The organism is Nostoc sp. PCC 9305 (genome assembly GCF_963920915.1).
Classification (GTDB): Bacteria; Cyanobacteriota; Cyanobacteriia; order Cyanobacteriales; family Nostocaceae; genus Nostoc.
Window position 1 is genome coordinate 41638 of the sequence record NZ_CAWUDN010000011.1, and the last position, 22872, is coordinate 64509.

14 protein-coding genes and 1 pseudogene are annotated in these 22872 nt (G+C 41.5%); 2 read left to right on the plus strand and 13 right to left on the minus strand.

Annotation, left to right across the window (positions count from 1 at the left end):
• Positions 1 to 79: 79 nt before the first annotated feature.
• Complete coding sequence (locus ACM0OX_RS06385; RefSeq protein WP_414514005.1) at positions 80 to 1066, plus strand: 2-hydroxyacid dehydrogenase; 987 nt, start codon at positions 80 to 82, stop codon at positions 1064 to 1066.
• A gap of 33 nt (positions 1067 to 1099) precedes the next feature.
• Here ACM0OX_RS06385 and ACM0OX_RS06390 read toward each other — a convergent pair whose 3' ends face one another.
• From ACM0OX_RS06390 to ACM0OX_RS06400, 3 genes are all read right to left on the minus strand, one after another.
• Entirely contained in the window at positions 1100 to 2827 is a 1728-nt protein-coding gene (locus tag ACM0OX_RS06390; protein WP_414514007.1) for a ShlB/FhaC/HecB family hemolysin secretion/activation protein, read from the minus strand.
• A 313-nt stretch (positions 2828 to 3140) separates the two neighbouring features.
• Positions 3141 to 3503: a hypothetical protein gene (locus tag ACM0OX_RS06395; RefSeq protein WP_414514009.1), complete on the minus strand. Its 363-nt coding sequence runs from the start codon at positions 3501 to 3503 to the stop codon at positions 3141 to 3143.
• Between the two features lie 247 nt (positions 3504 to 3750).
• Positions 3751 to 8052 carry a beta strand repeat-containing protein gene (locus ACM0OX_RS06400; protein WP_414514010.1) on the minus strand — a complete coding sequence of 1434 codons (4302 nt, stop codon included), beginning with the start codon at positions 8050 to 8052 and terminating at the stop codon, positions 3751 to 3753.
• Positions 8053 to 8578: 526 nt separating this feature from the next.
• Here ACM0OX_RS06400 and ACM0OX_RS06405 point away from each other — a divergent pair.
• Positions 8579 to 11392 (plus strand): CHAT domain-containing protein, encoded by a 2814-nt coding sequence (locus tag ACM0OX_RS06405; RefSeq protein ID WP_414514012.1) that lies wholly within the window; start codon positions 8579 to 8581, stop codon positions 11390 to 11392.
• A 207-nt stretch (positions 11393 to 11599) separates the two neighbouring features.
• Here ACM0OX_RS06405 and ACM0OX_RS06410 read toward each other — a convergent pair whose 3' ends face one another.
• From ACM0OX_RS06410 to kdpA, 10 genes and pseudogenes are all read right to left on the minus strand, one after another.
• A complete protein-coding gene (locus tag ACM0OX_RS06410) occupies positions 11600 to 13363 on the minus strand; it encodes an iron uptake porin (protein WP_414514014.1) in 1764 nt (587 codons plus the stop codon).
• Between the two features lie 609 nt (positions 13364 to 13972).
• Positions 13973 to 14242: pseudogene (locus ACM0OX_RS06415) on the minus strand (chorismate-binding protein); the annotation flags it as partial.
• A gap of 414 nt (positions 14243 to 14656) precedes the next feature.
• Positions 14657 to 16117, minus strand: coding sequence for a hypothetical protein (locus ACM0OX_RS06420; protein WP_414514015.1), 1461 nt, complete (start codon positions 16115 to 16117; stop codon positions 14657 to 14659).
• 123 nt (positions 16118 to 16240) lie between these two features.
• A complete protein-coding gene (locus tag ACM0OX_RS06425; RefSeq protein WP_414514017.1) occupies positions 16241 to 16639 on the minus strand; it encodes a hypothetical protein in 399 nt (132 codons plus the stop codon).
• 130 nt (positions 16640 to 16769) lie between these two features.
• Entirely contained in the window at positions 16770 to 17135 is a 366-nt protein-coding gene (locus ACM0OX_RS06430; RefSeq protein ID WP_414514019.1) for a TrkA C-terminal domain-containing protein, read from the minus strand.
• A 283-nt stretch (positions 17136 to 17418) separates the two neighbouring features.
• Positions 17419 to 18057 (minus strand): K(+)-transporting ATPase subunit C, encoded by a 639-nt coding sequence (kdpC, locus tag ACM0OX_RS06435; protein WP_414514021.1) that lies wholly within the window; start codon positions 18055 to 18057, stop codon positions 17419 to 17421.
• Complete coding sequence (locus ACM0OX_RS06440; protein WP_414514023.1) at positions 18057 to 18326, minus strand: potassium-transporting ATPase subunit F; 270 nt, start codon at positions 18324 to 18326, stop codon at positions 18057 to 18059. Before ACM0OX_RS06440 ends, kdpC begins: the two co-directional genes overlap by 1 nt.
• Positions 18327 to 18332: 6 nt before the next feature.
• The gene (gene kdpB, locus ACM0OX_RS06445; protein ID WP_414514025.1) at positions 18333 to 20393 is read right to left on the minus strand and encodes a potassium-transporting ATPase subunit KdpB; all 2061 of its coding nucleotides are present in this window, start codon (positions 20391 to 20393) and stop codon (positions 18333 to 18335) included.
• Positions 20297 to 20953 carry a hypothetical protein gene (locus ACM0OX_RS06450; RefSeq protein WP_414514027.1) on the minus strand — a complete coding sequence of 219 codons (657 nt, stop codon included), beginning with the start codon at positions 20951 to 20953 and terminating at the stop codon, positions 20297 to 20299. Before ACM0OX_RS06450 ends, kdpB begins: the two co-directional genes overlap by 97 nt.
• Positions 20916 to 22661, minus strand: coding sequence for a potassium-transporting ATPase subunit KdpA (gene kdpA, locus ACM0OX_RS06455; protein WP_414514029.1), 1746 nt, complete (start codon positions 22659 to 22661; stop codon positions 20916 to 20918). The genes ACM0OX_RS06450 and kdpA overlap by 38 nt, the downstream gene beginning before the upstream one ends.
• Positions 22662 to 22872 lie beyond the last annotated feature (211 nt).

Below are 22872 nucleotides of genomic sequence, written 5' to 3' on the forward strand. Positions count from 1 at the left end.
GTTTTGAATTTACGCCATGATATTTTAAGGACAAACCGATGCAAGAAGCGTCCCTTTATCCAAAAATCATTTTAAAACTATGCTTCAGGCTAAAGTCTTCATTACTCGTCGCCTACCCATCGAATTAGAGCAACTGCGATCGCTTGCCATTGTCGAAGTTTGGCCAGAACGCCAACCCCCTCCATACGAAATTTTACTAGAAAAAGTGAAGGAAATAGATGGATTGCTATGTCTGCTGACTGACCAAATCGATCGGCAACTCATAGAAACCGGGAAACTCAAAGTCATAAGTCAAATGGCGGTGGGTTACGATAACATTGACATTGCCGCCGCTACGGCACGACAAATTCCCGTCGGTAATACTCCTGGGGTGTTAACCGATGCTACCGCAGATTTCGCCTGGGCATTACTAATGGCAGCTGCACGGCGCGTAGTGGAGGCAGATCGGTTTACGCGTGCAGGTTTGTGGCAGACTTGGGAACCAGATTTATTGTTGGGGCCAAATGTTACAGGTGCAACCTTGGGAATTGTTGGTTTTGGGCGAATTGGTCAAGCGATCGCTCGTCGTGCCAAAGGGTTTGAAATGCGGATTTTGTATACGAGTAGGCAACGATGCAGCTCGGAATTAGAACAATCTTTAGGTGTGGAGTTTGCTACGTTAGAACACTTACTCCAAGAGTCAGATTTTGTGACACTGCACACACCATCGGCTGATGATACTTATCATTTAATTAGCGATCGCCAATTTGAATTGATGAAGCGATCGGCTGTTTTGATTAACACGGCGCGAGGAACTATTGTAGATCCAGATTCTCTATATCGCGCCCTTGCAAGCGGTCAAATTGCTGCTGCGGCTGTAGATGTCACTGAACCCGAACCGATTCCTAGTAATAGCCTGTTGTTAACCTTAGAAAATCTAATTATTGCCCCGCATATCGGCAGTGCCAGCCGTCAAACGCGCTCAAAAATGGCAACAATGGCGATCGCTAATTTAATTGCGGGGTTGAGGGGCGATCGCTTGGCTAATTGTGTCAATCCTGAAATTTATAATTCACATCAGACGTGAATTATAAACGCCCTCAATCTAAAAATCTCGCTTTTAAAAAGGCTGATATCGCACTGAAAAATTAAAGCCATTCTCTTGCAGAGAACTACCGTGATCGCTTGTGCCCATTAATGGTATACCATAGTCTGCACGCAATACCAAACCGTTAAAAGGTTGCCAGTTCAAACCCAACCCCAAGCTAGCAATTGTTTGCGAGTCGGCATTAATACCGCGATTATTCCAAGCTGTACCGATGTCAAAAAACGGAATTAGCTGTATTGTTTCTACATTTGATGCCAGGGGAATCCGAACTTCCACACCTCCAACTACCCCATTGTCAGCCACAATTTGATTTTGATCGTAACCGCGCACTGTATCAACTCCTCCAATGCTAATTTTTTCCAAGGAAAGTAAGGAATCAGGAGTAAGTTGAGTGTTAACTTTGGCTAGCATCAAGATGCGGGGAGATAGGCGTTGTACCCATTGAAATTGTCCCACCCAAGAGAAAAAGCGCCCATCAGTACCACTATCGTTAACGGTTGCGTCAATTGCATCAATCCCAAAACTAAATTGCGATCGCGCCGCTAAAACACTGTTAGCATTACGTTGTAACCAATCTTGAGAAAAACGGATTACCGTAACTCTTGATTCCCCATCTTCGGGCCCTTCGGTAAAGGAGAAGGGGATATCATTCAGGATGTAAGTTTGACTGCGCCGTAAATCGAATGCTAAACCCAAAGCTAATTCTCTGTTTGGCGTGTGGATTAGCGGTTGACGGACGTTAAAAGAAAGGGTTTCGGCTTCGCTGCGGATATTTAAGTCACGAAATTCGCTTTCAATAATGCGGCTAGCGCTGTTGCTGTAGCGGACACCAATGGTTCCATCTAAGGCGTTAAAGGGAATAGAATAATTGATATCGTAAATGTCTAAACCTTCGCTAACAGCATATTCAGCACTAAATTTATCGCCAAATCCTAATAAATTATCGTGAGCAAGAAAAACACTCCCTTGTTCTGAGCCGACGCTAGTTGATTGGTTATTTGCAAAGGTAACTCCAAGGTGGAATGGTGGCGATTCGGTAATTGTCACCTGTAAAATATTATTTCCGGGAGTGCTACCTGCGGTTAACTCAGCATTAACTCGTTGAATCACCGGGTCAAGTTGTAATAGTTGTAGCGCTTGTTCGATACTTTTTTGATTTAAAGGCTTACCTGCAAGGCGTTTAATCCGGGAACGCACATACCCAGGCTGCAATCTTTGTAACCCTAAAATGGAAATTCCTTCGAGTTCGCCTTCGACAACTTGAATTTGCACGACACCGCTAGCGACATTTTGATTGTTAGAAATAAATGCACCACTGGTGATATAGCCATTATCAACATAGAGTTTAGTGATTTGCGATCGCAGTTGTAATAACTGCTCAAATGTGATGTTTTTATTTTCTAAAGGCTGTTTTAACTTGATGATTTCATCTTTTAAAACAGAATAGCCTGTGACTTGAATTTCTTTGACAAAGAACTTTTCACCGCTAGGAAAGATGTTATCGGGTAGATTTTCCTGTGGGGGTGATGGGAGTATGGGAACAGTTGGTGTCGCTGGTGTAGGCACAAGTGTTGGTGTAGGTGATGGTTGGGGTAGAGTTTCTTCAACTTTCCCTGGTGTATCGGGGGGAATTGTGACTCCTGGTGGGGGTGTCGATTGTGCAAATACTGCAAGTGGAGTGATGCTGATGCAGGTAAGTAATATGAAAAAAAGCTTTGGAAACCGAAAGTATGAACCCATTGTTGATATATGATATGTAAAATTTGTAAAAGATAAGGTCTAAATTTTTGCAAGTCACTATCGGGTATCTGAGAGGATAAAATACTCAGATATCCAACTTATGTTTAATAATTAATCAAGCAGACATGATGTTATATCATGTCTATATTAATAATTAGTAGAGCAGACATGATCTTAGTAGATTCTCTAAAATTGTGTTCCCAGGCTGAAGTCTGGGACAGTATATTATTATTTAATTAAAATACCATAATAGTTTTCTTGATGATTGCATAAAAGTGCAAATCATCAAGAAACGATTTGGAAATCTCTAAGATTATTGATGCTCGCCTCCATGACCATAAAAAGTTATTCCATAGGTACTGCAAAGATCGGCCTGACGCATGACATCATAAGTACCATCGCTATAAATGGCTTTGACATCATAGGTACAATGATTACTCTTATTGCCAAAGGTAACGGTGTCAAATGAACCGTTAACAATATCTGAATTGAGAATATTGCTACCCCAATATTTAGATTTCGTGGAGGATACATACAATTGAGTGATTTCTAACTCATTGTTGTTGTAAACTAAAAAATCGCGCTCGTCTGCAAGAGCATTTTGGTTGGTTAATGGCACTATTGGTAATGCCAAAGCTGTTGCTAAAAGTGTATTGCGAAATAGTTTGGCAAACATAATCAACCTCTCAATCTGAGTGAATAAAAATTACAAGATTTTTATCAGCAACGGTTAATCAATGATGGTTTTGGTTGTTTTCGATTTATTAACCGTTTCTTTAATACTCAGATTAAGGGATATTGACTAATTAATGCATTCACCATTTATGCATATATAGTTGCATGATTTGGATGGTGCGATCGCATGATTGTGCGTCCCATTTTGCAGAAAACTGCATATAGAATTTTCCCAATATGTGCAATATTTATTTTGAACAACTTCTACTCAAGATTAATTGCCCATTTGGTAATCTATACAATCCTTGTGGTTCAATTATTGGGTCGCCTTTTTTCCAAGGACGTGGTGTTGGTTCCACACTACGCACATCATCAGTTGTGTAGGCTGAAATTAATACATCTCCCGGACTATTGCGTAAAGCACCAGAACCTGTAATGGTAAAAGAGTTTTCTTGTCGCTTGGTGCCTCGTGAAATGCAACTATTAGCGATGAGTGCATTAGTATCGATGACGTTTGGTGATAATCCGATGAAGCTGTTTTGAATGGAACTATTGTCAGGGGAATTAACTTCAACAGTTCCCGATAAGCCGACTCCAGAAGTCGCTGTAATATATTTGGAAACATCGCTAGGTTGAGTACCAACAAATGCACCTTGGGAGTTGACTACAACTCGACCACCGCGAGAATTATCTGAGTTAGCGCTGATGCGGCTATTTTCTAAAGCGATTAAGAATTTTGTTGTATATATATTGATATTGCCACCAAAGACATTTTCGCCTGTGGCATTGGTAGTAATGTTGCTACCATGACGAAGGGTTAAATTTTGGGTGTTAAGATTAATGGTTGCTTGTTCGCGGTTGGGGTCTTTATTTGGGCTGCGGGTGTTGGCGTTGAGGGAACCTTGGTTGTCTAGGTTGATGCGATCGCTGTTAATGGTGATTATACCTGCATTACCTGTCCCGACACTATTTACAAATATCCCAGCGCGATCGCTTATAAGTAAATTTTGGGTATCAACCTGCAAATCTCCTGCATCTCCAGTTGAATTGGGTTCCGCAGAAACAAATAAACCACTGGGAAACTTATTATTAACTGACTGACCAATCAGTTGCACACTTTCTGAAGCATTTACAGTTAAATTTCCCCCTCGACCAGAACTAAACGTACTTGCTAACACTTGTGCCCCATCTCGCACCAGTAAATTTTGGGTAGTAATCTTTAAATTTCCTGCATCTCCAGTCGAACCTGCTTCAGCAGAAGCAATCAAACCACCAGGAGAACCATTAACAGATGTACCGATTAGTTCTACTTTATTCGAGGCATTGATTGTCAAATTCCCTGCCCTACCTGCTGCTAATGTACCAGTAAATACCCGTGCCCCATCTCGCACAAGTAAATCTTGAGTATTAATCGTTAAACTTCCTGCATTTCCGGTTGAACCTTGTTGAACAGAAGCAGCCAAGCCACTAGTAATACGACCATCCGCTGAGGCACCAATTAGTTCTACTTTTTTAGAAGCGTTTACAGTTAAATTACCTGCTTTACCTCTCCCAGATGTTACAGCAGTTATCTGTGCCCCATCCCGTACAAATAAATCTTGAGCCTTAATTGTCAAATTTCCTGCGTCCCCAGTTGAGCCTGCCAGAGCAGAAGTCGAAAAAACGCTGGGAACACTACCATCTGCGGATGTGCCAATCAGTTCTACTTTTTCTGTGGCATTAACAGTCAAATTTCCCCCTTTACCCTGACCAGATGTAACTGCACCCACCTGTCCACCATCGCGCACAAGTAAATTTTGGGCGTTAATCGTTAAGTCTCCGGCATTTCCTGTTAAGCCTTGGTTCGCGGATGTATTCAAGCTGCTAAGACCATTAGCAGACACACTAATCACTTCCACACTACCGCTTGCATTGACTGTCAAATTCCCTCCTTTACCTGCACCAGATGTTCCAGCAATAACTGCTGCCCCATCTCGCACAAGTAAATCTTGAGTAGTAATCGTCAAATTTCCAGCATCACCAGTTGAGTTTGAATTAGCAGAAGCACCCAAACTACTAAAAAAACGACCGTCAGCAGAAGTACCAATTAGTTGCACCTTGTTAGAGGTATTGACTGTCAAATTCCCTCCCTTGCCTGCACCAAATGTACCAGTACTAACTTGTGCGCCATCTCGCACAATTAAATTTTGGCTATTAATTGTCAAATCTCCTGCGTTTCCAGATGAGCCTGATTCAGCAGAAGCAGCCAAACCAGTAAAAAAACGACCATCAGCAGAAGAACCAATAATTTCCACGCTACCGTCTGCATTAACAGTCAAATTTCCTCCATTACCTTTACCAAAGGTAGAAGTACTGACTCGTGCCCCATCACGAATACTGAAACTAGCCGCATTAATCCTCATACTCCCTGCATCTCCAGACCCGAAAGTAATAGTAGAGATACTGCTGCGACTATTAGGTGAGCTAAGTGAACCACCTACAACCTCTACCGAGCCTTTGGCATCTATGGTCAAATTTCCTGCTTTACCTGTACCAGATGTTAAGGCTGTGACTACTCCACTGTCACGAATACTTAAACGACCTGTACTAATATTAAGACTTCCAGCATTTCCAGAACCAAAAGTACTAGTAGAGATAGTACTGGAAGCATTGGGTGAGCGACCTACAACCTCTACTGAGTCTTTGGCATTTATTGTCAAATTTCCTCCAAGACCAAGCTCAGTACTAGTGGTAATATCTCCACCATCGTTAAGACTCAATCGTTGTGTATTAATAGTTAGTTCCCCACTCTTGCCAGTACCAAAAGCGCCGGTTGCTAATCTACTTCCTGTAGTAATTGCCTCTCCAGTTTGTGGATTAGTAAATGTTGTGATGCCACTTAAGCTAACGGAGTCTGAAGCGTTAACTAATAAATTGCCACTATTAGCACTTCCTGACGATTGCGTACTAATGTTTCCACCATTGGCCAGTATAAGCGATCGCGTTTCAATCTGAATATTTCCACCATCGCTTTTCTCAGATGTTGAACTAATGTTAGTGTTATCACCATTCAAATAAATTGAATCATCAGCGCTAATGCGAATATCGCCACCCCTTCCCTCATCAAGATTTGAAGAACTAATAAAGGTATTGCTACCATCAAGTGTGAGGTTTCTCGTTTTAATTTCAATATTACCACTAGGTTGATTATTAATCTGACCAAAAGTAGATGCAGAAGAACTACTTGAAATATTACTTTCACTATTAAGTGAAATTGCTTCTTGAGCGTTTAGAGTTATCTTTCCGCCTTGCCCTTGTCCAATGTTGGTAGAATTAATTTTAGATTGGTTACTTAAATTAATGTTTTGAGTTGTAATTCTAATATCACCAGATTTACCCATCGAATTTAATATTCCAGTGGTATTAATAAAACTATTGTTGTCGAGACTAACGTTATCCTTCGCATTTAAAATAATATTTCCCCGACTTCTAGTACCATTACTACCGATTTGGCTTTGGTTTGTGAGGCGAATGGATTCAGCATTAATTGCAACATTTCCGGTATCGCCCAAAGAGTTTTCTAAACCCAAACTGACAATACCGCTAAGATTATCTAGCGTGACATCGCCAGTTGCATTAACTACTACATCTCCCGCAGCAATACTCGGCTGACCTTCCCCAGATTGAAGTGTTGAACTAATAAAACTACTACCAGAAAGGCTGATATTACGAGCGTTAACTGTAATTGCGCCCCCTCCATTTGTCGCAGCTAAGGCGTTGTTTTGCAGAACTATATCCGCTTTTGATAAACCTTCTGGGAAGGCTAACTGCATTTGATTACCACTACCAATCAACTCAACATTTCCTGTTCCTCCTGCAACTGCACCCAATTCCAAACGATTTCCCTGCGAACCTGCAATGCCACCATCAAATGTAATATCTCCACCTATTAAGTAAAGACTTCCCAGTGTTGCAAGTTGGCTACTACGGTTAATTATTTCACCTTGATTAATCTGATTAAACAACAACGCTGAAGGATTAATAGTCAACAATGGCACTGTTTTGGGATTTGTGGCGCTAAAGTTTCCCTGATTGCTAAACTGTACCCCGTTCGCAGTCGTCCCCACAAATGAACCCTGGACATTTAACCTGGCATTTTCTCCAAACACAATCCCATTGGGATTAATTAAAAATAAATTCGGGCTAGAACTACCAAATGTGCCTAATATCCCCAAAATTTCGGAAGGGTTATTACCAGTAACCCGTGCCAAAATATTCTGAATATCCGCGCTAGGACTCAAGAAATACGCCCCCCGTTCCGCGCTAACATTAAATTCTCCAAAGCTATGAAACAAATTGATTTGGCGAACCGCACCACCTGTAATTACTTCTATTGGTTGTCCCTGAAAGTTGCCTATCACTTGAGATGACTCAGCGCCAAGTGTGTTGTCAGGTACGATATTACTTTGCTGTGCCAGGCTTTTACTAATGAACAGATTTATACTTAACCAACCCAGAAACCCCGTCAATCCTAACTGCAAAAACTTATTTAAGGCGTATTTGATCGTCATAGGTGCTATTCATAATAGATTATTTGAGTATCTAATAAAACTGCACTTTTGGACAATATAAAGAGGCGATATTTGTTAATTATGCAGTTTTCTGCAATAGGGCATCGCATTCCTGCATTCTTCGGTTTTTTGAAGTTTCCCTAGAGCAACGTTCTTAATGCAAGGTGCGATCGCATTTATTTAGTACATAAGTTTTATATTGAAACTAGGCCATCGCATTTTGGTTTTTGAGGAGTACGATCAGCCTTAAACCGCCTGCCAAAAGCATACCATGACTAGTTGGCACAGTTCGTAAGTCCTATAAATTGCAGAAAACTGCACACTTTCCGAAAGCTTGGTTTTCAATGCCTATTTCTGGTAAGTTAAAAAATAAAAGCAAACAGAATTCACATGCTAGTTGCTTATGGGCGAAACTCCCAGACGCTTGCGGACTCTCTAAAGCGTCTACCTGAAGCTAACACTAATCAAACAGCCTCTAAGGGAAAAGACTGCACTGGTTTGGCTATACAAATTACTAAATTAAAATATGAAATTCCAAAATAAATATCTCAAACTCTTACTTTTTATGCCTTTGCGACTTTGCACAAAGCGAATTCGTCTCTTCACCCAGCATTACCAAAAACTAAATCGCCATCGATTAATTAAAGTATTATTTTTGGCAAGTCTCGTAATATGTTTATTTTTTGGACAACTTGTATCTGCACAAACTCCAAATGTCACTGCACTAGTTGAGCAAGGAATTAAAAACTATAATACCGGAGATTTTTGGAATGCCATAAAAAATTGGCAAGAGGCATTAAATCAGGATAAAAATAATCCGTCAGTTATGGCGGTTGTAAATGAAAATTTGGCGCGCGCTTACCAAAAAACAGGAGAAAATAAAGCCGCGATCGCATCGTTTTCGGCAGCAATTCATGACTATAATACGGTGAATAATATCCAGCAAGTTGGACGTATGAAGTCGGAACTTGCCCAAGTTTACAGCAGTTTGGGACAACCTCGTAAAGCGATCGCACTTTTGTGTGGCAAACTAGTAGATAAGTCGAAAAGCTCCGAAAATCAACCAATTCAGGCAGAAAAATGCACTCCAGAAAGTGCCGAACAAATCGCCACCAAATACAACGACAAACGCGGTCATGTTGCGGCTTTGGGTATTCTCGGTGAAGCATATCGTTTAATCGGAAGTTACGACCAAGCAATTAAGTATTTAGACACGGCCCAACAAGTTAGTCCAGAATCTAAAATTTTGGTATTTAATAGTTTGGGTAATGCTTACAAAAGTCGCGGTCAATTGCGAGAGTTACAAGCCGATTCGGCAAAGAAGGCTGGGATTTTTAGTAGAGAAAATGAATTTACTAAAAAGTCACAAGAAGACTACGACAAAGCTTATCAATATTTTCAAGATAGTATAAAATTTGCCCGCAACGAAAAACAACCTTTAGCAGAGATACGGGGATTATTAAATTTCATTCAGTTGGCTTCCCAGGCAAATAAGAGCAAATTTATTAATGATGAGGAGTTTAACACAGCCCTGAAGGATGCTTTAAAAGTTCTCGAAGCTTTGCCCGATTCCGCCACAAAAGTCTATGGGGCAATTGATTTAGCATACTTGCAGCACGATGCTAAAGGAAGTTCACCTTTTACCTACTGTCCAACTCATCTGGTTTTATATGGTGACAACCAAGCATTAAATTTACTTGAAAACTCAGTATTAACAAGTAAAAAATTACAAGACAATCGTCTAATTTCATTTTCTAATGGTGCTTTGGGTCATTTCTGGGAATGTAGCCCAGATAACGAAAAAGCATTAAAGAATGAAAAAGCATTAAAATATACCCAAGCTGCTATCATCGCAGCAGACAGCAAGTTAAGCGCAAAAGATAGCTTGTATTTGTGGGAGTGGCAAGCCGGACGGATTTTAGATGAACAGAAGCGAAATGAAGAAGCGATCGCATCTTATCAGCGAGCATTTGATACCTTAGAAGATATCCGCCAGGATATTTTGACCGCCGAACGGGATGTACAATTTGACTTCCGTGATGTTGTTCGCCCACTATACCGGACATTGGCACAGTCGCGGCTCGATTTGCTAGGAGTTGGGGCAATTGCAGACGAAGGACGTGCCAAGGAACTATCGAAAGTAGTTAACACCATCGATGCATTGAAACTTGCAGAATTACAGAATTATTTTGGCAATGATTGCATTTTGAGCGGGTTGAATCCCAAACAGGTGGGCGAACTCCTCGAAGATAATAGTGTAGCGTTTAAGAATACTGGCTTTTTGAGTTCAATAATTTTAGATGGCAAAACCGGGATATTATTGCAGTTACCGAATCAAGCAACTAAATTTAAGTGGATTGAAGACCCCAATCAACAAGGTGACAAAGTAGTTAGCAGCGATACTTTACAGAAAAAAATTGCCGAGTTTCGCACCGGACTAGTTAAAAGAGAAGAAATTAACTACGATACAACAATTGCATCACAGCTTTATGATTGGATAATTCGCCCCTTTGCTGAGGATATCAAACCGGAGAAAGTCAAAACTCTGGTATTTATTCAGGATGGGTTTTTGCGTAGCATTCCAATGGCGGCACTTTATGACAGCAAACTCAATAAATATTTAGTTGAAACCTACGCGGTTGCTACAACTCCCAGTTTACGACTTAACACACCTAAACTACGCGATCGCAGTACACAAAAGGCGTTAATTTTGGGTTTGACAAAAGAAGCCACTATCGACGGCAAGACTTTTGAACAGCTTTTTGCAGTTCCCGATGAAGTCAGTGCAGTTGAAAGTATATTCCCCAATCATACCCCTCTGATTGACGATAATTTTCTCGCCGAAAGTTTTCAACAAACACTTGATAAAACCACATATCCCATTATTCACATAGCTAGTCACGCTCAATTTGGGATTATTCCTGAAGACACCTTCATTGTCACCGGGAAAAACCAAAAACTTACCATTAGCCAATTAGAAAACTCACTGCGAAACCTCAACAGCAAATCAGATAGTGTCGAACTACTCACACTAACTGCCTGTGAAACCGCAGTTGGCGATGACCGTGCCACACTAGGATTAGCTGGAGTTGCATTGCAAGTTGGGGTTAAAAGTGCGATCGCATCTTTGTGGAGTGTTACCGATCAATCGACATCCGAACTAGTGAAAACATTTTACACCAACTATCGCAACACTGGCATGAGTATTGCAGAGGCTTTGCAAACGGCTCAAATCAGAATGATTCATGCTAAGAAATTACCGCCATCTGAAGGTGTTAATACTATGTACGATCATCCTGCATATTGGGCTCCAATGGTTGCGATCGGTAATTGGCTTTGAAAAAGGGCATTGCATATTTGCGGGATGATTTTGCTATTTTTGTGGGATGGGCATCTTGCCCGTCCCTTGTATTTCAGGGCTCTCGTGTCGCCCACCCTACAAAAATCATCCCTTGATAGCAACGCCTGAAAAAGATCCCCAGTACCGCAAGGCGGAAGTCAAAAGGGACGCATAGTTATGCGTCCCTAAAGCAAATTGCGTAAACCTTTAGAAGGTGAAAGTTGTTCTCAGCGTACCGATAATTGCATCATCGTTATTGCTGTTTTGACCAGGAGAGGTCAACCAGATTACGCCAGGGGTGATTGAGATATTATCTGACACGCGATACTTGTAAAAGCCTTCAAAGTGATAAGGTATATCATTACCAGTACCAGCAAAAGCTCCGCCTCGGTTAAAGGCATAAGGTTCAGCACCTGCAAAAATCCCTAAAACGTTACCCTTTTTACCGAAGTCAGGTAAGGCTACCCCAAGACCGTAGCTCCAAGCTTCATAATCATCACCAGCACCAAAGCCTGTGATATCGTGGTAAGAAACGAAGCCACTGACTGACAGTTTGTCGCTGGGTCTAAAAGCTGCTTCTATACCGTAAGAATTACTGGAAGATCCGTTTAGGGTAGTTAGAGTGTTAGCTTGACCAGTACCTACGACGCGGTTAGTGCTACCCAAACCACCACCTAGATCGAATAAATTACCACCTCCAGCACCATGATAACCATGAACGTAGGTAGCAGCTATAGATAAGCGATCGCCAACACTAAAGTTCAATTGTCCCAAGGCTGCATAGTTACCCTCTAACAAACCTTGATTTGTCCCAGGATTATTAGCATTTGATGCCAAGTAGCCTATAGTCAGCGAACTTGGTTTGAAAAAATTGCCACCCTTACCAAAGGGTAAAGTCAGTGCCGCACCTGCACCACCACCAATCCGATAAATCGGACTTTCAGAAGCAAAGGTAGACAAAGCACCATTACCGCCATCAAAATCCTCAAAGTAAGGGTTGTTAGTGGCAACATAATCGCTATGAATACCTCCGGTGCCCGCAAAGTAGACTTGGGCTGGGCCTATGGGTACGTAATACGCCAGCCAGTCGATAATGACACTGTTGTTACTAGTGCTGCCGAGTTGAAATGTTTGCGTACCTTCAGCAGTATCGATAGCACCACCACCATTCCCTACTTGAGTAAAGGCTAGTGCATTCCCGGCTGCAAGACGGGTGTGTAAAACGTCTTTACCCGTGAAGCTGGTTTGCAAGTCTAAACGTACCCTATCTTGAAAGACAGTATTATTGGCATCACCACTATTATTGCCAAAAATATCAGTAACGGCAAAAATGGCTTCACCCACCAATTTTGTGGTAGTAGAAAACTGATTAGCTTCAAGTTCCGCAGTCCGTGCTTCTACAGAATCTACTCGACCACGCAGAGTTGCCAGTTCTGCCGAGAATTCCTCTTGCAAACGCTGGAGAGTCGCCAAATCCTGTTTTGTTACCAAGTCAGCAGTTGCTGTCGCAATCAGTTCATTAACTCGATCTAAACAAGCATTCAAACCTGCGGCAAACTCATAACGAGTCAGTGCCCTATTGCCACGGTAAGTAGAATTTGGGTATCCAGCAATACAACCGTAGCGCTCAACCAAGGATTGCAAAGCTTGGAATGCCCAATCAGTCGGCTGTACATCAGAAAATTGAGAAACTGATGTGACTTGAGACAGTGAATTCTGGTTCTTGCCTTCGTTGCTGTAGCGATTAACCTCTTCTAAAACCTTATTTTCATCAGTCTTTTGGGCAACCAATTGCTGATTAACTTTTGGTTGCTCTGTTTGAATGAATATTGAAGCATTAGCAGCTATTGGCTTTGTATCTTCAGAAGAACTTGCTACTTCAGCAGCAGCCATAGCCTTAGCGGAAACCAACACCGTCACTCCCAAAACTACTGGACTTAGTACCAGAGTTTTCCACAATAGATGAGACATTTTTATTTTCCTTTTCCAAAAAATAACCAAAATCAGTTGGTTCAAGAAAAAGAGAACAAGTGATTATTCTACTTGTTGGGAATCTTATCAGATTGCTGTTACCTAAGCTATATATCTAAGAAAATTTTTACAGATAAGGAATTGTCAAGTTTTGCAGATGGCTTATTTGCCAAAGGTTGAGTTTATAATAAGGTGATTTCGGTCGTTTTTGTGCTATTTACGGACTTTAGCTTCTTGTTTTTAATCCTGATTTGCAGTATTTGCTTTTTATCTTTAAATTTATTCCTGAATCAAGGAAGTTTATTTCTATATGGGGTTTTGCTCATAAATTAGTAATTATTGATTGTTAATTATTTTGAACCTCCAACCTGCCGAATGTCGGAGATAAATCAATACTGTTCAGTTAAGCCCAAAATCCTTGGTGGATACACAAAATTGTACTTCTTACGGCTGCACTAACGCGTCTCTACAGGTTGAAAATCAGTACCAAAAATCTTTATCCAAGGGAATTTGAATATAAATGTTAGTGTAAATAATCTTTAATAGTAGCCAGTTTTGTGTTGGGATAGCGACCCCAAACACATCTCCATCCTTTATTAATCCCCTGATTTAGTCAGATAATTTTTCATAACTATCAGCGGTTGTTGCTTCTAATCCCAGAATGGGATACACATCTGGTTCAGATGTTTCGTGTATTGTCAGAAGCAGAGCATCGATTAAGGCTTTAGCTTTAACCAGCGTTTCCTGAAACTCCATCTCCGGCTCAGAAAGGGCTATGATTCCGCCACCGATACCAATGGAGGTTTGACTGGGAGTCAAAACAGCAGTCCGAATCACAATATTCAAATCGGCTGAACCATTCAACCCCAAAAAGCCTATGAATATGAGATGGGTAAGGACACCCATATCACAAAAATATTTGGGATATTTTTTTATTTTCAAATCCCTAATACCAATTCTTTATGAAGCTGCATATAATTCGCTCCCCCCTAGCCCCCCTTAATAAGGGGGGAACCGGAAAAACATCTATTAAAGTCCCCCTTTTTAAGGGGGATTTAGGGGGATCAAGATATGTGCAACTTCACATTAAATTGGTATAAGTCTTGAAAGAATATGTCTAAGTACAGCTTTGTCTAAGTTCGTAGCGAATGGACTCAAACAAACTTTGCGCTCCTCTGCGTTAAAACTTAAACCCTGAATTGGTAACGAATTTACGAAACTGTGTACTAAGAGAATTTCCCTGGATGAAGAATCATAAAACCTTACAGATTGTTTATTTGCCAAAGGTCATATTTATACAAGAATTTCGCTCGATTTTGTGCCATTCCTAGACTTGATTTTCTTGTTTTTTACCCTAATTTGTGGTAAATCTTTTTTGTCTTTGTAAAAGTAACATATTTCTACTAGAGTTGGCCATATTTCTAGAGAACCGTGAAATTGGCTAATAACATCATCGATAATTCTGGAAACATTTTGCTGAAAAAAGTCTGGTTCAAATCCATAAAATACTCTCGATAAGTTCTCAGCAAATAATTGAAGAGACAGTTTACGTTCTTCATTCTGAGTAGAAATTGAGGCTTTGACTACCTGTCTGTGGATAGCAGAGATTTTTTCCAAAATTTCCTCAGAGTCTTGTAAAGTGACTTCGCCAGAGTAATCAAACTTGATTCCCAAATCATCAAGATGATAAACACTGCTTTTAATCTTCTTTTTCAGCAAGCTACATATTTCTTCATTAAATAGTTCGCTAGCTAAAGGATTACGCATATAGTTATTTCTAATGTGGTTTTGGACTGCATCAACGTGTGCAGCCACAATGCCTTCTTGCTGTATCCAAATTCTATAAATATAATCTTCAAACCTGAGTCGAGTGGGAAAAAAGGGTGGTAAACCTAGTTGATTATCATATCCAGCGACTCCACAATCCATTCTCCAATTTTTGTTAGTAATAACAGGCCGAAAATTGGTAAGAATATAAAAATCATTCAGGTCATTGGGACTAATTTGATTCTCATCATTGAGATACATGTGAATAAAATCAAGTGTATCGATATCATTAGTTCCTGTGCGAAAAGTTTGGGCAATCTTAACGATCGCATTATTTAATACTCTCCCCTGTTGTAATAAAAGGCTATTCTCTCGAAAGTAACCTTTAGTTGTATTGGTTTCTAAATCCATTGCTGTATCAAGAACTAATTCTCCAGCCTCGAAGTTTTCTGGTACATGACTGGCTTTTTGACCTAGAACATCACCAAAAGCTGTGAGTAAGTCAAAAGATTTGTGGACGTAGCCACCTTGTTGGCTAGACTTGATTAATTTTCCTCGACATATTTCATCACCTGATAAAGATTCTGGGCTAGTTTCAATTAAGGCATCTGGGCGCATATCATCATCTGCACTAACCATTAAATGTCCAAGGGTATACATCAGCGTGAAGTTGCGATTTCCTCCATAACTAGGTCGGAATAAGTTTTTGACTAGTGATTCTAGCTTGCGATCGCGCAGTCTTTCGTTTAAAAATGTAATAAATTGCTCTTTCTGTTGAGGGCCGACATAAAACACATCATTGACTGTCTTAGTCTGCTCTAAAAGCGGGTAATATTTCTCATGGTTGGCAATGCTGGAATCATCAAAGACGATAATTTTTACAGCATGACCATTTGCCCAGAAATTCTCATCATACTTTTCGATAGTCTGTGCTACATCTCTCAGTCGATGAGTCGGAATAACAAATACCGTTTCTTTTTGTTTCATAAAATTTGTTTGGGTTTTTCAAATGAAGTTTCCAAGCTTCAAACTTTGTTTAAAGGTTGTCAGGTTAACACGGCATCGCTCTGATTACAGCTACATGAGAATTATATATAGTGAGAAACTCACCTATTTCGGGCTGTAGTCAGAACAATTGAGTGCTTGTTTCGTTAGAGCAGTAGTAGGATGTACTGCACACTTTAGGAAATAGTTATTGTTAAAAAATTGGCATTTTTTACAGGTATGTTGCTCTAAGTGTTTGATGCTTACTATTTCGTCTTTATCTTGTGCCGCATTTTCTGGGGGATCTTCTAGTGCCTTGCAGACAGATGAAACGAGAAAAACAACAATTGCCCAAACAAACATGAAGGAAATGTGAGCTAAAAACACTGCTAAAAAGGGAATGTCTCCGTCATGTGGTTTGGTGTCATTATGTGTTGCTTTAGACAGGTTAGCTTCAATCAGGGTAGACTGATGAACACTTTTTTGGGCGGATACATAAAGTCGGAAAAACTCCGAAGTATGCATATTAAAAACCTTTATTTAGTCGAACTCAAATTCAGTAAATTTAGGGAGGCAGGCGGTAAAAATATATTTTCTTTCTACTGCCGCAAGCTCAAATTTTCCTCTACTTTTCTTCGGGAAATGTTCATCTTTACTAATAATATGTGGAATTGAAAGTGCTTGATAGTTCTGAGTAATCTGAATTAACAGATTGACTGTCTGTTAGTCGAGCTTCCAATAAGCAACTATTCAGGGAATAGTAAACAGAATGGATTTTTTTAAGAGTAACTTTGAGAGCGGGAACAATCATAGGATGGGTTGCTATTGCCAAAATGTAATCTCCGGCGAAAATACTAGGATTATCTGTTGCTGAAATGACTTGAGTCTCTCTTAAAACTCCTAGAAAAACGCATTTATTCGGTAACTTAATATCACTTAAATTAATGCCACAGTAAACGCTATTATCTTCGATAAAAACACCAAACAGGCTTGGTTCTAAAGCTTTTTTATTTTTCAACACAAAATGTTTTTTAACTCTAATAGTATTGTGCAATACTTTGCATAAAAAATATGCTGTTCTTAGGATATATTTTGAAGATATATAGTATGTATTAATTAAATAAAATATGCATTTATTAATTAGATAAACAGGTATATATTTAGAGATATAGATTTTGTTTATCCCTAGTAAAAACAAGATTCTCGATTTATTAAATAAATCGAGAATCTAAAGTTTTCAATTCTCAGTAATCATTAAAGATTACTATTCCGAATAGGAGGACTATTCACTATTTACTAAGCTTTTATCCTTTAATCTTATCCAGAGCTAAATTCAGCTTTAACACATTAACTCCAGGTTCGCCAAAGATGCCGAGAAAGCGCCCATCGGTGTTTTGAGCAATCAAAGTTTCGAGTTGATTCGGTTGAACTCCTCGCGCCTTGGCTACTCGTGCAATTTGCGCGATCGCAGCTTCCGGGGTAATATGCGGATCAAGGCTAGAACCAGAGGTGTAGACTAAATCGCCAGTCGGCTGCACACCTGCTTTTTTCAGACGATTGAAGTCACCCTCTACTTTTTTGCTGGGGTCTGGGTCATCTTTACCCTTAATGCGTTCCATTAATGCGGGATTACTGGGAGCCAAGTTACTAGCGCCAGAAACCCCGGTTTGCAAAACTCCCGCATCATCTTTTTTGGGATCGGCTGTGCTGTAACTCGTAGTGCTGGGGCGGCTGTTAAAATAGCGATCGCTACTAAAAGGTTGACCAATCAAAGCAGAACCGACAACTTGACCTGTAGCATTTTTCAGGAGACTACCGTTTGCTTGAAAGGGAAACACAATTTGCCCAATGGCAATCATCGCAAAAGGATAAATAATCGCTCCAATAACCCAGAGTACTAAGGTAGACCGAACAGCTCTACCAGCTTCACGTGCAAAACTCATTAGAATTTCTCCGGTACAAACATTACAAAAAATAAATAGATGGAAAGCCCTAGTGTCGTCAGTCCTAACAATCCCAATCCCCAAGATTGACTGCGGGAAAGTTCTTCACCAGTAGCTGCATAAACCATAGGTGCAACCACTAGGTTGAAACACATCGCCAAGAATAAATACAGTGGTAGCTTTTGTCTACGCCATTGACACCAGATTTCAGTTATTTCTTCTAATACTTGGGATGTAGCAATAGTGCGTCGGATATGAGCGGGTTTCATAGTAAATTAAGACAAAGGTAGGATTATATCTATCAGTTTGATGGCAATGAAGGGAGCAACGATACCGCCAAGACCAAAGATCAAGATGTTACGACGTAGCAGTTGATCTGCTGTTAAAGGTAAAAATTTCACCCCTCTGAGTGCTAGCGGAATTAATGCCGGAATAATTAAGGCGTTGTAAATCAGCGCCGAGACGATCGCAGATTGGGCACTCTTTAATCCCATAATATTAAGTGCGCCGATTCCAGCGGCGGCAAAGATTGTGGGAATGATCGCAAAATACTTGGCAATATCGTTAGCGATGGAGAATGTTGTCAACGCCCCACGAGTAATCAGCAACTGTTTACCTATGGTTACTAAGTCAATTAGCTTCGTGGGATCTGAGTCTAAGTCCACCATGTTAGCAGCTTCTTTGGCAGCTTGCGTCCCCGAATTCATCGCCACACCCACGTTTGCTTGAGCCAAAGCAGGTGCATCGTTCGTACCATCCCCTGTCATTGCCACCAGTTTCCCCTGAGATTGTTCCGAGCGAATCACTTCAATTTTGTCTTCTGGAGTCGCTTCGGCAATGAAATCATCCACCCCAGCTTCTTCGGCAATCACCGAAGCGGTAATTCGATTGTCACCTGTGAGCATGATGGTGCGAACACCCATGCGGCGGAGTTGGTCAAATCGTTCCCGCAAACCGGGTTTGACAATATCTTTGAGATAGATGACACCATAAATTTTGTCATCTTGGCAAACAGCCAAGGGTGTACCGCCCAACCGGGAAACTCGCTCATAAGCTGCATCTATATCATCAGGAACGTTACCGCCACGGGAACGGACAAATCCCTTAATGGCATCCACCGCACCTTTGCGAATTTGTTTACCATCGGGTAAATTCGTACCACTCATCCGGGTTTTGGCGGAAAATTCTACACCTTCGGCTTTGTCAATGTTAAAGTCTACCCCAGCCTGGGACTTTTCTGCCAATATCACAATCGATTTGCCCTCTGGCGTTTCGTCAAACAAGCTAGCAGCTAGGGAGACTCGTGCCACATCTATGATTGAGTGATTATCCAAAGGAATAAACTCGTCAGCCATCCGATTCCCCAAGGTGATCGTGCCTGTCTTATCAAGCACCAAGGTGTTGATGTCACCGCAAGCTTCTACTGCTCGACCAGAGGTCGCAATGACGTTAAACTGGGCAACTCTATCCATCCCTGCAATACCGATCGCACTGAGTAAACCACCGATAGTTGTGGGAATTAATGCTACCAATAGCGAGATGAGAATAGCAACGCTAGCACCCGCCCGCAAACTGTTTCCTGCCTCAACTCCAAAGGCTGTGCTGATAAAACTGGCGATGTAGCCGACGAATGGGGGCATTGTCGCTACCACAATTAAGAACACCTGTGTTAACACTGCCAACAGTACCGTCAAAGCAATTTCATTGGGAGTCTTGCTGCGTTCTGCTCCTTCTACTAAGGCAATCATGCGATCGATAAAGCCTTGACCGGGATCGGCACTAATGCGAATTGTCAACTCATCGGAGAGTAGGCGTGTACCACCTGTCACCGAACTAGCAATATCTGTACCTGGTTGCTTCAATACCGGGGCAGATTCCCCAGTAATTGCCGACTCATCCACTGAGCCGATGCCTTTAATTACATCCCCATCGGCGGGAATCATATTATTTGCAACCACTTTTACCAAATCGCCCCGTCGCAGTTCCGTAGAATTGACTTTTACTATGGAACCATCGGGGAGGATTTTATTAGCGATCGTATCCGATCGCGTCGATCGCAGTGAATCAGCTTGTGCTTTCCCGCGTCCTTCAGCTACGGCTTCGGCAAAGTTGGCAAAAACGAGGGTGAAAAAGAGAATAAAGGTAATCAACCCGTTTAAGACGCGTTGTTGGTTAACATCTGCCTGGATTGTGCCAAACAGATTTGGGTTTAGGGTAACAAGCAAGGTGACAATTGTCCCTACCCAAACAACAAACATAACTGGGTTTCTGACAGTAATTCGCGGATCGAGCTTAATAAATGACTCACGAATTGCTCTCTGGTAAAGTCCCCGCATATCTGTTTTGGGAGTGTGTTTGCGCGAGTCACGAGTTCCAGATGGAATACGGGGGGAGGGAGAATCAGTAGTAATTGGCATACATTAAATTTTGAGCATGAGTCTTTGAAGTCGATGAACGGAGTTCCGAGGTCGATGAATGGAGTTCCGAGGTCGATAAATGGAGTTCCGAAGTCGATGAATTGAGTTCCAAGGTCGATGAATGGAGTTCCAAGGTCGATGAATGAAGTTCTGAGGTCGATGAATGAAGTTCTGAGGTCGATGAACGGAGTTCCGAAGACGATGAATGAAGTTCTGAGGTCGATGAATGGAGTTCCGAAGACGATGAATGAAGTTCTGAGGTCGATGAACGGAGTTCCAAGGTCGATGAACGGAGTTCCGAGGTCGATGAATGGAGTTCCAAGGTCGATGAACGGAGTTCCGAGGTCGATGAATGGTGTTCTAACTCTCCCCTGCTCCCCTGCTCCCCTGCTCCCCTGCTCCCCTGCTCCCCTGCACCTCCGCACCTCCGCTCCCCACTCCCTAGCCGATACCTTTAGCAATAAAGAAAGCTTCACCAATGGGGCCTAATGCTAAGACTGGGAAGAATGTAAGTGCGCCCAGAATTAAAATCACACCTGCGGTAACGCCTGTAAATAGTCCAGTATCGGTTCGCAATGTACCAGTGGTGTAGGGAACAGCTTGCTTACGAGACATACTATCTGCCAAAAACAGTAAACCGATGATGGGAATATAGCGTCCAGCAATTAAACTGAAGCAGGTACTCAAGTTCCACCACAAAGCAGTTGCAGTGGTTTTTGCACCTGTAGCGATCGCCAAAGGAGACGGTTGTGAATCTCCCAAACCTTCAAAGCCAGAACCGTTGTTAGCAGCAGCGGAAGCATATTCATAGATAACTTGAGCAAAGCCGTGGAAACCGGGATTGCTAATTCCTGCTAATTGATCGGGAAATGCCAAGGCGATACCTGCGGGAATCATAATTGCGATCGGGTGAACTAGTAGAATCAGAAAACTTGCAAGTACAACCTCGCGCTTCTCAATCTTGCGTCCGAGAAATTCTGGTGTACGTCCCACCATCAACCCTGTAGCGAACACAGCCAGAATCAGATAAGCGAACAAATAAGCGGTTCCTGTACCCTGTCCACCCCAAATAATTTGCAGGAACATATTGGAAAGGGTAATAAAACCGCCGTTGGGCATGAAAGAGTCGTGTAAACTGTTGACTGCGCCGCACATAGTACCAGTTGTACTCGTTGCAAATAGTGCAGATTGTGCCCAACCAAACCGGACTTCTTTACCCTCTAAATTCGGTTGCTGACTACCCAGTAGTCCATTCACAGCCGGATTGCCGTTGTATTCACCAATGGCAGTGACGATGATAAATACTAAATAGAGAATGCCTACCATGCCGTAGACTAACCAAGCTTGCTTAGTGTTATTCGCAAACAACCCGTAAGTGTAGATTAGGGATGTAGGAATCGAAAGCATGGCGACAATCTGAATCAAATTAGAAAATCCGTTGGGATTTTCAAAGGGGTGTGCTGAGTTGATGGCGAAAAAGCCGCCGCCATTTTCTCCTAATTGTTTGATAATTTCATAGTGAGCAACAGGGCCACGAGCGATCGCCTGACTGATATTCGCATCTTCCAAGGTGGGGAATACAACCGCACCCCCCAGTGTTTCGGGAACGCCAGCTGCCATCAAGACAATGCCACCGACAAGACAAATAGGCAGTAAAATTCGCGTAATCGAGCGAATTAAATCTACATAAAAGTTGCCCAACGATCTACCCGTCAATCCCCGAATAAAGGCAATCCCCACCGCTAAACCAGTAGCAGCAGAAGTAAACATGTGATAACCAAGTCCCCACATTTGGCTACCATAGCTCATGTAGGTTTCACCAGAATAATGTTGCTGGTTAGTATTAGTAATAAAAGAAATAGTCGTATGCAGCGCAGTATCCCAGGTTGGCGCATCTATCTTAGTTGGGTTTAATGGCAGCCATCCTTGATTAATGATGATGAAGAAAATCAGCAACCCCATTGCGACGTTACTGTATAAAATTGCCCGCCCATACTGCCAGCCAGTCATATTTTCTTTGGTTTTAACGCCAACCAAAGAATAAAGCACTCGCTCAACGGGATTCAAAATCGGATCGAGAAAAGTACTTTGCTCTAGGTAGACACGCGCCATATAGCGCCCAAAAACAGGAGTAATTGCTACTACAATTAGTAGCGTTAATACAATTTGAATCCATCCTTCTAGCATGAGTTAATCAAACTCCAACCTAAGTAAATTTGAGATAAATATCAGATATTTTCTGGTTATGAACCGGAAATATTTATGAACTATATCGGCATACTTACAGGACTTACGCAAAATACCTCTCAAACTCTTATTCCTCCGTGTTCTCTGTGCCTCTGTGGTTCGATTTTCCGTTACCTGTGCGTAAGTCCTAACTTATTAACTAACCAACCTA

Excerpts from the sequence above, each read along its gene's own strand:
- ACM0OX_RS06385 (WP_414514005.1), top strand. The coding sequence starts at position 80 with ATGCTTCAGGCTAAAGTCTTCATTACTCGTCGCCTACCCATCGAATTA.
- ACM0OX_RS06390 (WP_414514007.1), bottom strand. The coding sequence starts at position 2,827 with ATGGGTTCATACTTTCGGTTTCCAAAGCTTTTTTTCATATTACTTACC.
- ACM0OX_RS06395 (WP_414514009.1), bottom strand. The coding sequence starts at position 3,503 with ATGTTTGCCAAACTATTTCGCAATACACTTTTAGCAACAGCTTTGGCA.
- ACM0OX_RS06400 (WP_414514010.1), bottom strand. The coding sequence starts at position 8,052 with ATGACGATCAAATACGCCTTAAATAAGTTTTTGCAGTTAGGATTGACG.
- ACM0OX_RS06405 (WP_414514012.1), top strand. The coding sequence starts at position 8,579 with ATGAAATTCCAAAATAAATATCTCAAACTCTTACTTTTTATGCCTTTG.
- ACM0OX_RS06410 (WP_414514014.1), bottom strand. The coding sequence starts at position 13,363 with ATGTCTCATCTATTGTGGAAAACTCTGGTACTAAGTCCAGTAGTTTTG.
- ACM0OX_RS06420 (WP_414514015.1), bottom strand. The coding sequence starts at position 16,117 with ATGAAACAAAAAGAAACGGTATTTGTTATTCCGACTCATCGACTGAGA.
- ACM0OX_RS06425 (WP_414514017.1), bottom strand. The coding sequence starts at position 16,639 with ATGCATACTTCGGAGTTTTTCCGACTTTATGTATCCGCCCAAAAAAGT.
- kdpC (WP_414514021.1), bottom strand. The coding sequence starts at position 18,057 with ATGAGTTTTGCACGTGAAGCTGGTAGAGCTGTTCGGTCTACCTTAGTA.
- ACM0OX_RS06440 (WP_414514023.1), bottom strand. The coding sequence starts at position 18,326 with ATGAAACCCGCTCATATCCGACGCACTATTGCTACATCCCAAGTATTA.
- kdpB (WP_414514025.1), bottom strand. The coding sequence starts at position 20,393 with ATGCGGGGACTTTACCAGAGAGCAATTCGTGAGTCATTTATTAAGCTC.
- kdpA (WP_414514029.1), bottom strand. The coding sequence starts at position 22,661 with ATGCTAGAAGGATGGATTCAAATTGTATTAACGCTACTAATTGTAGTA.